Below are 11,640 nucleotides of genomic sequence, written 5' to 3'. Positions count from 1 at the left end.
GCGACCGGGGACGTCGGCCCAAGGGGGGAGACAGGTGCTGGAGCAGCCACCTGCGTTCGGAGCCGAGTTGCGGCGCCTGCGCATAGCGGCCGGACTCACGCTGGCGCAGCTCGCGTCATCTGTGCACTACAGCAAGGGACAGCTCAGCAAGATCGAGACCGGTCAGAAGCGCCCGTCTCCCGAACTGGCCCGCCTGTGCGACGTCACGCTCGACGCACGCGGTGGGCTGGCCTCCCTGGCCCCCACGCGGCCGTCGAGGGCCGCCACCGCCCGGCACGTGAAGCGCGATCCCGTCGCCTCCGAGACAACAGGAGCGGTGCCCCTCATGGACGAAACGCCCCCGAGATCGCCCGCTCCGCCTTCGCGTCGCCAGGTGATCGCCGTGGGAGCCGCAGCGGTCCTGTCGGTCGGGCCCGGCGATGACATGACGCCACCGGCGTCCTTATCCCCGTCCGTGGGCCCATCGGTGAGCGGCGCCGAGTCCCACGGCGATCCGCTGGTGGACGCCTACCGGATGCTCCTGGCCCAGTACCGTCGACTCGGCCAGGTGTCGCCTCCGGCCGCCGTACTCCCGGTCGTCGCCGAGCAGACACGGGCACTGCGCGCACTCGCGGAACGGACGGGTTCGCGGACCGGCCGTGAACTGCTTGCGCTGGCGGCGCGTTTCGCCGAGTTCACCGGCTGGCTGTCGCAGGAGGCGAACGACGAGGCCGCCGCGTTGCGCTGGACCGCGCACGCCGTGGACCTGGCGGCGGCCTGCGGTGACCGTGACCTGGCGTCGTACGCGCTGGTACGCCGCGCGTTGATCACGTATTACCGCGGCGAGGCGGACGACACTGTCGCCCTGGCCGAGGGCGCAAGCTCGGACCGTTTGCCTCCGCGCATCCGGGGCCTGGCCGCCCAGCGCGAGGCGCAGGGCCACGCGCTCGCAGGAGAGCACGACGCCTGCATGCGCGGCCTGGACCGAGCCCGCGCACTCCTCGGCCGGGACCAGGGGCCCTCGTCCGGAGCCCCGGTGCTCGGCCCGACCCACCTCAACGACCCTGTCGCCATGATCTCGGGCTGGTGCCTGGTCGACCTCGGCAGGCCACGCGCGGCGGCCGAGATCCTCGACCGTGAGTGCGCACGACTGCCCGCCGATGCCTGGCGCACTCAGCTCCGCTACGGCGTCCGGCGTGCCCTCGCACACGCGCGAGCCGGTGAGATCGACCACGCCTGCCAGCTCACCGAGCAGTTGCTGCCGCTCACCGCGAGCGTGTCCTCCGCGACGATCGCAACGGACCTGCGCCGTCTGTCGCGCACTCTGTCCCGCCATCCCCGCAACCGGTCGTACTTGGCCGTCGCCCCGCGCCTCGCGGCAGTCCTCGCGCCCACGCCCTAGCGACAGAACCTGCGTTCCCCACCTGAGTTCCTCCCCTGAAGAGAGGTCGATCTGCCATGCCCGACGTCTTCATCAACTACCGCACCGGCGACGGAGAACAGGCCGCCGCCACCCTCGACGGAGCCCTGTCCGCACGGTTCGGCAGGGATCGGATCTACTACGCCAGCAAGTCGATCCCGCCCGGCACACCCTTCGACGGCCATCTGATCCACAGTGTGCGACGCAGCGGGGTTCTCCTGGCCCTGATCGGACCGGGCTGGATCGGACACAAAGCGCTGCGCAGCGACGGCGACTGGGTCGGCAGGGAGATCCAGGAGGCCTTCCTCTGCGACGTCCGGGTCATCCCCGTGCTGCTCGGCCGCAGGACCGAACGCCCCACCAGGGACGAACTTCCGCACCCGCTGAGGAAGCTCGCCGACTGCCAGAGCCTGCGCTACGACCACCAGAACAAGGAGTACGACCTCAAGCAGATCGGGGACCACCTGGCCAGGCTCGTACCCGAGCTCGCCGCCGCCGACAGCGAGGCTCCCGGAGAGCAGGCCGCCTCGGCGCCGACACAGAACATCGCGGGTGGCGTCCACGGAACCGCCGTGCAGGGCACGGTCAACGGCGAGGTCAGCAACATCCGGGAAGCGCACGGCCCGGTCCACATCGGCCCCAGCAACGTACGCATGGGTGATGGCGGCAACTACATCCAGGGCGGCAACGAAGGCGGCATCCGGCAGAGCTTCGGGCGCTCGCGTCCCGAGGAGGACGACGAACGGTGAGCGACCGGAACGGGGACACCCACACCTACAACGTCAACAACTACTTCGGGTCCGAGCCACAGCCCCTCCTCAAGACTCCTCGCGCCACGCCCAGGCGGGTCGCCGACGATCAACTGAGGCGACTCCAGCGGGAGTTCGCCCGTCCAGACGGCATGGGTGAGGCGTCCGACGTCCTGGCGGGCGAGCACACCGTCATCCTCCACGGGGAACCGGGCAGCGGGCGTGCCTCGGCGGCCCGGGTCCTGCTGTGCGAGCTCCCTCTCGACGGCGGTACGTATCACGAACTCACGCCGGAGGCACCCGAGACGGGCGCCGGCCGGTGGCTCTCCCACGACCTCATAGGTGAGCACGACCGCATGCTGCTCGACCTGTCCGCCGCGGACGAGCAGACATGGTGCGCCGTGCACCGTGAACTGTCCGACTTCCGGCATGAGGTCCTGCGCAGACACGCCTTCCTCGCGCTCGTGCTGCCACGCCGGTTCGAGGAGGGGCTCTCGCCTCAGTTCACGCAGTTCCGCAGGAAGATCGGCCGGCCGGATGTGTGGGAAGCCGTCAACCGGCACCTGTGGCTCGCCGGAGTACGTGAGAGTGTCCGGGCACTGGCACCTCCCGCCCTGCGTACGTATCTGGACACCGGACCTCCCATGCGCGACCTGGCCCGGCTGGCCGAGCGCATCCGCATCGCCGCTCGGGGGCCCGGGGACTTCGCCGCCTGGTGCGAGGCCGCCCTCGCCGCCCAGACGGACCGCACCCGTGAGGTCGCCGACACCGTACGCCGACTGCACATAGGCAGACAGCGCGCTCTGTTCCTCACGACGGCGATGCTGGAGGGCGCACGCGCCGAGGCCGTGCACCGCGCCACGAACCTCCTTGTCGACGAGGCGGGATCCACCCACGACGAGCGCCCGCTCCTGGAGCACCAGGGGCTCTCACTACGGCTGGAGACGGTCGGGGCCGAGGCGGGCCCGGACGCACGGGTGCGCTTCACCGAACCGGGCTTCGCCGAAGCCGCGCGTCACCTGTTCTGGAACGACCTGCCCGACGTCCGGGAGCCACTGGGCAATTGGCTGACCAAAGCCCTGAAGGTGCAAGGGCTCGACGAGTCGGACTCGGAGGTAGCCGTCGCACGGTTCACCGACCTCTGTCTGAGCACGCAGGAGTTCGAACGGCTCACCAAACTCGTCGAGCGATGGACGCTCGACTCGGCCCACCGCCCGACCGAGGTGCGCGCCGCCGCCCAACTCCTCCAGCACGGCATCGAGGACGAGCAGTGGAACGGCCGGTTCCGGTCGGAGATCTACCGATGGAGCACTGGTCGACTGTCCAAGCACCTGCGCGAAGTTCTCGTGGAGGTCTGCGCCAAGGTCATGTCGATCCACCATCCCGAACCCGCACTCGTACGGCTCCACCACCTCGCCCGCAATGAGCCACAACCGAGTGTGGTCGCGCGCCAGGCCCTCCTGGCCTACGTGAATGAGGACGTGCGGCTTCAGCGCCGTCTGCTCGCCAGACTGGCCACCACGCAGTCCGAACGGCACCACCGCGCCGACGCGGACCTCTTCCTGGATCTGACGCAAGTGCCCGACGGCTTCCTCCTGGCCACACCGACCCGGGACTGGCTCACCGTGTGCTGGCGTATGGCCTTCGAACAGCTCGACCCTGGTCGCTGGGTCGACTGCACCACGCGTTGGCTGGCCGCTGCCGACCAGGTCGGCGACAACGACCTCACCGAAGCGACCTTGAGCATCCTGGTGGACGCCGCCGACACGAGCTATCCGGTGCTCAGCCGTGTCTACGCGGGCGCCCGTAGGAGTGTCTCGCCCGAGCTGGCCTCCCGCCTCCTGAAATCGATCAGCACCGCACAGCGCGCCCGCTTCACGCGTGGAGCGCCCGACCTGGAGGTGTCTCCGTCATGAGCTCCGGCCAGAAGACCGTCTCGGCGTTCCTCAGCCTGATCAGCGCGTTGCTAGTCCTCATCCTCGGGCTGACGCTGCACTGGCCGCTGTGGATGTGGTTGGGCACGATCGCCGTGCTCCTGGCCGCATGGTCCCTCGCGACGTACTCGGCGATCCGGGCACGCAGACGCGACCCGTTCCCACCCGGCTCCCTGATCGAGCAGCCGGCTCCCCCGTCTGTGGAACGTCAGGAGCGGTATGTGAGCCGGGTCCCGCTGCCCAGCCGCGAGGCCGACTACGACTTCCTGTTCTCCGCCCGGGTGCGCTGGATACCTGTCGACCCCATGGCAAGCGATCAGTTGATCAACCCCGGCGCGCTGGCCGTGGAGGCCGTACTCGCCCGAGCCGGCCGCATCACCTCGGACATGCACCCCTTCAGAAGCTCCCTCGTCCAGCATCAGCTCAACGCGGCGCTCGGTGTCATGGAGCCCGACCGCGACGGTCACCTGCACGCGATGGCCCTGGAAGTCGAGCTCACTCTCACGGACGAGGACCAGGAGCGCCTGGACCGGTTGGCGGCCATCCGCAAGGACGAGGCCCTGTGGGAACACCAGCGCAAGTACGAGCAGAACAAACGCGAGTACCTGGGCAACGACGTGCTCACGAGTACGGGCAGCGCGGTCGTGTGGTGGCTGGCGAGGAACGACGACCATGTCGAGAAGACCGTCAAGGACATCGGCCTCCTGGCGCGGCTCTCCTCCGCCGCGAACGACCGGGAGGTCGACGAACCCTTCCGATACCTGGTTCCGGAGGCATTTCCGCCTCCCCCGGACCAGGACTGGCCCATGTCGGCCCCCGACCGGGGAAGCGCTCCGTTCCCTCCCATGGCCACCGCGGCGGATCTCTTCTCCGACTTCTTCCGGAAGGTCGGGTTCAGCCCCGGGGAGGAAGAGGCCGGGCTCGTCGCGGACCAGGTCGCGGAGGCGATCGCCTCCCGGGACACGGTGACGGCCGAGGAGATACGGCGCCGCTTCGGCGGCTTCCAGCCGGCCGCACACACGAACGGTGCCGGCCCGACGCAGGAGGACGGCCGGGATCAGCCGTACGACGTCTGACAAACGCCGAGGCCCGGCCCCCGAAGGGACCGGGCCTCCTACAAACCGTGAGGCCGGACCTTACAGCCCCGCAGCCTTCTTCAGTTCCTCCACCCGGTCCGTCCGCTCCCAGGTGAACTCCGGCAGCTCACGCCCGAAGTGGCCGTAGGCGGCCGTCGTGGCGTAGATCGGGCGCAGCAGGTCGAGGTCGCGGATGATCGCGGCCGGGCGCAGGTCGAAGACCTCGTCGATGGCCTTCTCGATCTTCTCGGGCTCGATCTTGTGGGTGCCGAAGGTCTCGACGAACAGGCCCACCGGCTCGGCCTTGCCGATCGCGTACGCCACCTGCACCTCGCAGCGCGAGGCGAGGCCCGCGGCGACGACGTTCTTGGCGACCCAGCGCATCGCGTACGCCGCCGAACGGTCCACCTTGGACGGGTCCTTGCCCGAGAACGCGCCGCCGCCGTGGCGGGCCATGCCGCCGTACGTGTCGATGATGATCTTCCGGCCAGTCAGACCCGCATCACCCATCGGGCCGCCGATCTCGAAGCGGCCGGTGGGGTTGACCAGCAGGCGGTAGTTCTCGGTGTCGAGCTTGATGCCGTCGTCCAGCAGCGCCTTCAGCTCCGGCTCGACCACGAACTCCCGGATGTCGGGCGCGAGGAGCGAGTCCAGGTCGATGTCGCTCGCGTGCTGGGAGGAGACGACCACCGTGTCCAGACGGACCGCCTTGTCACCGTCGTACTCGATGGTGACCTGCGTCTTGCCGTCCGGGCGCAGGTAAGGGATGGTGCCGTTCTTGCGGACCTCGGACAGGCGCTTGGACAGGCGGTGGGCCAGGAAAATCGGCAGCGGCATCAGCGTCGGCGTCTCGTCCGTCGCGTAGCCGAACATCAGGCCCTGGTCACCGGCGCCCTGTCGGTCCAGCTCGTCCTCGTCGCCCTCGACCCGGGACTCGTACGCCGTGTCCACGCCCTGCGCGATGTCGGGCGACTGGGCGCCGATCGAGACGGAGACACCGCAGGAGGCGCCGTCGAAGCCCTTCTTCGAGGAGTCGTAGCCGATCTCGAGGATCTTGTTGCGGACCAGCGTCGCGATGTCCGCGTACGTCTTGGTCGTGACCTCTCCGGCCACATGCACGAGCCCGGTGGTGATCAGGGTCTCGACAGCGACCCGAGAGGTCGGGTCCTCGCGCAGAAGCGCGTCAAGAATGGTGTCGCTGATCTGGTCAGCGATCTTGTCGGGGTGACCCTCGGTCACGGACTCCGAGGTGAACAGGCGACGGGACACAACGCTCCCTGTGGTTGCAGCGGCTGCTGGCTGATCATTGGCGGACGGTCGGGAGCTGCGCCCGGCGTCGTCCGAGGACAGTTTATCTGTCGTGCTCGGTCACGGACCCCCTGTCTCGCCTCTCGGGAGCGCTGTGACCTGCGGCACGGGCATTCTGCCCAATGTCACACACCCTTGACCAGGCACGCCACACCCGAATCAAGGAAGGCACTGGACAAGCCCGAGCGCATCAAACAATTCACCCCAGCCGTCGCGCCACCAGGTCCCACACCGTTTCGGCCAGGGCCTCCTTGGGCCCGTGCGGGACCGGGGTCTCGCTGCCGTCGGCGCCCAGGATGAGCGCCTCGTTCTCCTCGGAGCCGAACGTCTTGCGCTCCCCCACCTCGTTCACCACGAGGAGGTCGCATCCCTTGCGTTCCAGCTTCTTGCGGCCGTTGGCCAGCACGTCGTCGGTCTCGGCGGCGAAGCCGACGATCACCTGGCCGGGGCGGGCGCGCTCGGTGGAGATCTCCGCGAGGATGTCCGGATTACGCACCAGGACGATGGGCTCCGGGTCCTCGCCGTCCTTCTTCTTGATCTTTCCGGCGGCGTACGTCGCGGGGCGGAAGTCGGCGACCGCGGCTGCCATCACGACCGCGTCGGCGTCCGAGGCTGCCTTGAGGACCGCCTCCCGCAACTGCACGGCCGTCCCGACCGGCAGGACGTCCACGCCGGCCGGGTCGGGCAGCCCGGTGTTGGCGGAGATCAGCGTGACGCGGGCGCCCCGGGCGGCGGCGGTGCGGGCGAGGGCGTAGCCCTGCTTGCCGGAGGAGCGGTTGCCGAGGAAGCGGACCGGGTCGAGGGGCTCACGGGTGCCGCCGGCGCTGACGACGACGTGCCGTCCCTTGAGGTCGGGCTCCGCGACGCCGCGGGCCAGCACTCGGCGGCAGACCTCGAAGATCTCGGCCGGGTCGGGCAGCCGGCCTTTGCCGGTGTCCACGCCGGTGAGCCGGCCGACGGCGGGCTCGATGACGACCGCGCCGCGCCGGCGCAGCGTCGCCACGTTCTCCTGGGTGGCCGCGTGCTCCCACATCTCGGTGTGCATGGCGGGGGCGAAGACCACCGGGCAGCGAGCGGTGAGCAGGGTGTTGGTCAGCAGGTCGTCGGCGAGGCCGTGCGCGGCCTTGGCCAGGGTGTCGGCCGTGGCGGGGGCGACGATCACCAGGTCCGCGTGCTGGCCGATACGGACGTGCGGGACCTCGTGTACGTCGTCCCAGACCTCCGTCGACACGGGGTTGCCGGAGAGGGCGGACCAGGTGGCGGCGCCGACGAAGTGCAGGGCGGAGGCGGTGGGGACGACACGGACGTCGTGACCCGACTCGGTGAGTCTGCGCAGCAGCTCACAGGCCTTGTACGCGGCGATGCCGCCACTGACACCCAGAACGACCTTCGGCTTGTCCACCGGGCCTCCCCACTCGTTGAACCGACGACTCCATGACACACCACAGGCCCGACAGTCGCGCTGCCGGGCCTGTGGAAAAGCCAGCTCAAAGCTGAAAATACTACTTACTGCGCCGGGCCCTCGACGGCCTCGGACGTCAGCAGACCCGCGTTGATCTCGCGCAGGGCGATCGAGAGCGGCTTCTCGTGCACGTGGGTGTCCACGAGCGGACCGACGTACTCGAGGAGGCCCTCGCCGAGCTGCGAGTAGTACGCGTTGATCTGGCGGGCCCGCTTGGCCGCGTAGATCACGAGGCTGTACTTCGAGTCGGTGGCCTCGAGGAGCTCGTCGATCGGCGGGTTGATGATGCCCTCGGGCGCGGAGATGGAAGAGGACACGCTCTACCTTCCGATGGATGGGAAAGATTCAGTGCGAATGATCAGGTCTTGAGCGAGTCGGTCAGAACCGAACAGTCATGACCACACATTCACGATCACACAACGTCCATCAAGGCTAGCAGCTCGCGCGCCACGTCCTCGACGGAGGTGTTGACCAAGGTGGTGTCGAACTCCGGCTCGGCCGCCAGCTCGACCTTCGCCGCGTCCAGCCGGCGCTCGATCACCTCGGGCGGCTCGGTGCCACGTCCGGTGAGTCTGCGCACGAGCTCCTCCCAGGAGGGAGGAGCCAGGAACACGAGCTGAGCCTCGGCCATGGACTCACGGACCTGTCGGGCCCCCTGGAGGTCGATCTCCAGCAGGACCGGCTCACCCGCCTCCAGCCGCTCCAGCACGGCCGCACGCGGCGTGCCGTAGCGGTTGCCGGCGAACTCGGCCCACTCCAGCAGCTCACCGTTGGCGATCAGCTTGTCCATCTCGTCGTCGGTGACGAAGAAGTAGTGGACACCGTGCTTCTCGCCGGGCCGGGGCTTGCGGGTCGTCGCCGACACCGAGAGCCAGACCTCGGGGTGTTCCTTGCGCATATGGGCGACGACCGTGCTCTTGCCGACCCCGGAGGGGCCGGAGAGCACGGTCAGCCGCGGACGTACGTCCGGGGGCTCGGGGGTCGTCCCCCGGAATGTTGCAGCCATGCAGCGATTATTCCAGCAATCCCGGAGTGCCCGGGACTCCCTGTCCCAAGAGCGCGGACTCAGGAGCCGGTGCTGCCGAACTCACGCTCCAGGGAGGCGATCTGGTTCGAGCCGAGACCGCGCACGCGGCGGCTCTCGGAGATGCCGAGTCGCTCCATGATCTGCTTGGCGCGGACCTTGCCCACGCCCGGCAGGGACTCCAGCAGCGCGGAGACCTTCATCTTGCCGATGACGTCGTTCTCCTGGCCCTGCTTGATGACCTCGTGAAGGGAGGCGCCGGAGTGCTTGAGTCGATTCTTGACCTCGGCCCGCTCCCGGCGAGCCGCGGCGGCCTTTTCGAGCGCGGCTGCGCGCTGTTCAGGGGTAAGGGGCGGAAGAGCCACGCCTACGTCACCTCGGATGTCGAACTGTCGGATACGGACCGGTGAGGAACCTAGTCGCCCCACACCTGGGGAGCCACGAGCAACACGCTGCCCGTTCTCCCCCACTGCCCGAAGGACGTGGGAGGCTCCCTCACTCGTCGGAGACTAGCGGCCAAGTCCGCCAGAGTCAGCGAGAACAGCGGAAAAGTCCTGGTCAGCCTCCGTCAGGCCGGACATTTAGGACATAATGCCCCGGATTTGAGGATGTATTCAGACTCAAGTCGGCCGCGGGCCACTCATCGGAGGACCCTTGCGACCGGCTCGAACACCTCTGACGGGGGTCAGACACCCGATACGGCGTGCGCGATCTCATCGGCGAAGCGTGACGCGACCTCACGCAGCGCGACGACGTCGGGTCCGTGCCGCAGGACACCCCGGCTGACGTTGGGGACGACATTGCGCGCCGCGGCGCCGAAGACCTGCGGAAGATCCGCCGGCGTGGCGCCCTGGGCCCCGATGCCGGGGGCGAGGATCGGACCGTTGATCGAGAGGTCGTAGGACGACAGGTCACCGAGCGTGGCGCCGACGACCGCGCCGAAGGACCCCATGGGCTCCTCGCCCTCGTTCTCGGCCGCCAGGTGCGCCAGCATCGTCGCGCCGACGGTGCGGCCGTCCGCGCGGATCGCGTGCTGGACCTCGCCGCCCTCCGGGTTCGAGGTCAGCGCGAGCACGAAGAGCCCGGCGCCGCTCTCCCGGGCCAGCACGACGGCCGGCGAGAGCGATCCGTAGCCGAGGTACGGCGAGACGGTCAGCGCGTCGGAGAACAGCGGGGAGTCCTTGCGCAGGAAGGTCTCGGCGTACGCGGCCATGGTCGAGCCGATGTCGCCGCGCTTGGCGTCCATCACCACCAGCGCCCCGGCCGCCCGCGCCTCTTCGACCGACTTCTCCAGGACGGCGATGCCGCGCGACCCGAAGCGCTCGAAGAAGGCGCTCTGCGGCTTGAGTACGGCGACCCGGTCGGCCATCGCCTCCACGACCGTGCGGCTGAACCGCTCCAGGCCCGCCACGTCGTCGTTCAGGCCCCACTCGGACAGCAGGGAGGCATGCGGGTCGATCCCGACGCACAGGGGGCCGCGCTCGTCCATGGCGCGGCGCAGACGTGCGCCGAAGGGTTCGAGAGAGCTCATGCCGTCTTCCTCACGTCGGCGCCGACCGCGTCGGCGAGGGTGGCGTACGGGCTGGTGCGCAGGCGCGCGGCGAGCCCCTTGTGGATGGCACGGCCCCAGAAGGGGCCCTCGTAGATGAACGCGCTGTATCCCTGCACGAGCGTGGCACCGGCGAGGATGCGCTGCCAGGCGTCCTCGGCGTTCTCGATGCCGCCGACGCCCACCAGGGTGATCCGGTCGCCCACGCGCGCGTACAGGCGCCGCAGCACCTCCAGGGAGCGCGCCTTCAGGGGTGCTCCGGACAGGCCGCCGGTCTCCTTCACGAGGGTGGGTTCGGACTTCAACCCGAGTCCCTCGCGCGCGATGGTGGTGTTCGTGGCGATGATCCCGTCCAGGCCGAGCTCGACGGCCAGGTCGGCGACGGCGTCCACGTCCTCGTCGGCGAGGTCCGGCGCGATCTTCACGAGCAGCGGCACCCGGCGGCCGGGCACCGTGCGGTCGGCGGCCTCGCGGACGGCGCTCAGGAGCGGCCGCAGGGACTCCGTGGCCTGGAGGTTGCGCAGGCCGGGCGTGTTGGGCGAGGAGACGTTCACGACCAGGTAGTCGGCGTACGGCGCGAGACGCTCGGTCGACTTCACGTAGTCCCCGGCGGCCTCGGCCTCCGGGACGACCTTGGTCTTGCCGATGTTGACGCCCACGACGGTCCTGAAGACGGGCGTACGGGAGGCGAGGCGGGCCGCCACGGCCAGCGAGCCCTCGTTGTTGAAGCCCATGCGGTTGATGAGCGCGCGGTCCTGCACGAGCCGGAACAGCCGCTTCTTGGGGTTGCCCGGCTGTGCCTCGCCGGTCACCGTGCCGATCTCGACGTGGTCGAAGCCGAGCATCGACATCCCGTCGATCGCGACGGCGTTCTTGTCGAAGCCCGCGGCGAGCCCGAAGGGGCCGTGCATGCGCAGCCCGAAGGCCTCCGTGCGCAGTTCGCGGTAGCGGGGTGCAAGGGCCGCCGCGACGAGCGTGCGCAGCACGGGGATCCTGACGGCGAGCCGGATCCAGCGGAACGCCAGGTGGTGGGCCTGCTCCGGGTCCATCCGTTTGAAAACCAGACGGAAGAAAAGCTTGTACATCGTTGTGTCCTCTTCGAAGCCTCGGTGAGCCTCATGAAGAGGGGGACACCGTTT

11 protein-coding genes are annotated in these 11,640 nt (G+C 69.3%); 4 read left to right on the top strand and 7 right to left on the bottom strand.

What is annotated here, in order from left to right; all coding sequences use genetic code 11:
- Window positions 1–34: 34 nt before the first annotated feature.
- The 4 genes from ACZ69Q_RS36575 to ACZ69Q_RS36560 are packed head-to-tail and all read left to right on the top strand — an operon-like array spanning window position 35 to window position 5,158.
- The gene (locus ACZ69Q_RS36575) at window positions 35–1,381 is read left to right on the top strand and encodes a helix-turn-helix domain-containing protein (protein WP_471050664.1); all 1,347 of its coding nucleotides are present in this window, start codon (window positions 35–37) and stop codon (window positions 1,379–1,381) included.
- A gap of 56 nt (window positions 1,382–1,437) precedes the next feature.
- Window positions 1,438–2,148 carry a toll/interleukin-1 receptor domain-containing protein gene (locus ACZ69Q_RS36570; RefSeq protein ID WP_471050661.1) on the top strand — a complete coding sequence of 237 codons (711 nt, stop codon included), beginning with the start codon at window positions 1,438–1,440 and terminating at the stop codon, window positions 2,146–2,148.
- On the top strand, window positions 2,145–4,064 hold the full coding sequence (locus ACZ69Q_RS36565; protein WP_471050660.1) for a hypothetical protein: 1,920 nt from the start codon (window positions 2,145–2,147) through the stop codon (window positions 4,062–4,064). The genes ACZ69Q_RS36570 and ACZ69Q_RS36565 overlap by 4 nt, the downstream gene beginning before the upstream one ends.
- Complete coding sequence (locus ACZ69Q_RS36560) at window positions 4,061–5,158, top strand: hypothetical protein (RefSeq protein ID WP_471050658.1); 1,098 nt, start codon at window positions 4,061–4,063, stop codon at window positions 5,156–5,158. Before ACZ69Q_RS36565 ends, ACZ69Q_RS36560 begins: the two co-directional genes overlap by 4 nt.
- 60 nt (window positions 5,159–5,218) lie before the next feature.
- Here ACZ69Q_RS36560 and metK read toward each other — a convergent pair whose 3' ends face one another.
- The 7 genes from metK to ACZ69Q_RS36525 form a co-directional block, all read right to left on the bottom strand.
- Complete coding sequence (gene metK, locus ACZ69Q_RS36555) at window positions 5,219–6,427, bottom strand: methionine adenosyltransferase (protein ID WP_471050656.1); 1,209 nt, start codon at window positions 6,425–6,427, stop codon at window positions 5,219–5,221.
- A gap of 238 nt (window positions 6,428–6,665) precedes the next feature.
- Window positions 6,666–7,868, bottom strand: coding sequence for a bifunctional phosphopantothenoylcysteine decarboxylase/phosphopantothenate--cysteine ligase CoaBC (coaBC, locus tag ACZ69Q_RS36550; protein ID WP_471050654.1), 1,203 nt, complete (start codon window positions 7,866–7,868; stop codon window positions 6,666–6,668).
- A 104-nt stretch (window positions 7,869–7,972) separates the two neighbouring features.
- Window positions 7,973–8,245: a DNA-directed RNA polymerase subunit omega gene (gene rpoZ / locus ACZ69Q_RS36545; RefSeq protein WP_003988945.1), complete on the bottom strand. Its 273-nt coding sequence runs from the start codon at window positions 8,243–8,245 to the stop codon at window positions 7,973–7,975.
- Window positions 8,246–8,340: 95 nt separating this feature from the next.
- Complete coding sequence (gene gmk / locus ACZ69Q_RS36540; protein ID WP_432191698.1) at window positions 8,341–8,934, bottom strand: guanylate kinase; 594 nt, start codon at window positions 8,932–8,934, stop codon at window positions 8,341–8,343.
- A 59-nt stretch (window positions 8,935–8,993) separates the two neighbouring features.
- Window positions 8,994–9,317: an integration host factor gene (locus tag ACZ69Q_RS36535; RefSeq protein WP_003977346.1), complete on the bottom strand. Its 324-nt coding sequence runs from the start codon at window positions 9,315–9,317 to the stop codon at window positions 8,994–8,996.
- A 320-nt stretch (window positions 9,318–9,637) separates the two neighbouring features.
- Window positions 9,638–10,483, bottom strand: a complete 846-nt coding sequence (gene pyrF, locus ACZ69Q_RS36530) for an orotidine-5'-phosphate decarboxylase (RefSeq protein WP_471050650.1) — start codon at window positions 10,481–10,483, stop codon at window positions 9,638–9,640.
- Window positions 10,480–11,586: a quinone-dependent dihydroorotate dehydrogenase gene (locus tag ACZ69Q_RS36525; RefSeq protein ID WP_471050647.1), complete on the bottom strand. Its 1,107-nt coding sequence runs from the start codon at window positions 11,584–11,586 to the stop codon at window positions 10,480–10,482. Before ACZ69Q_RS36525 ends, pyrF begins: the two co-directional genes overlap by 4 nt.
- Between the last annotated feature and the right edge of the window lie 54 nt (window positions 11,587–11,640).

It is taken from the genome of Streptomyces sp. NPDC036764 (genome assembly GCF_055609385.1).
The sequence above is the reverse complement of the archived record's forward strand: the minus strand, read 5'-3'. Positions and strand labels throughout refer to the sequence as shown.

Excerpts from the sequence above, each read along its gene's own strand:
- ACZ69Q_RS36560 (WP_471050658.1), top strand. The coding sequence starts at position 4,061 with ATGAGCTCCGGCCAGAAGACCGTCTCGGCGTTCCTCAGCCTGATCAGC.
- gmk (WP_432191698.1), bottom strand. The coding sequence starts at position 8,934 with ATGGCTGCAACATTCCGGGGGACGACCCCCGAGCCCCCGGACGTACGT.
- pyrF (WP_471050650.1), bottom strand. The coding sequence starts at position 10,483 with ATGAGCTCTCTCGAACCCTTCGGCGCACGTCTGCGCCGCGCCATGGAC.
- ACZ69Q_RS36525 (WP_471050647.1), bottom strand. The coding sequence starts at position 11,586 with ATGTACAAGCTTTTCTTCCGTCTGGTTTTCAAACGGATGGACCCGGAG.
- ACZ69Q_RS36570 (WP_471050661.1), top strand. The coding sequence starts at position 1,438 with ATGCCCGACGTCTTCATCAACTACCGCACCGGCGACGGAGAACAGGCC.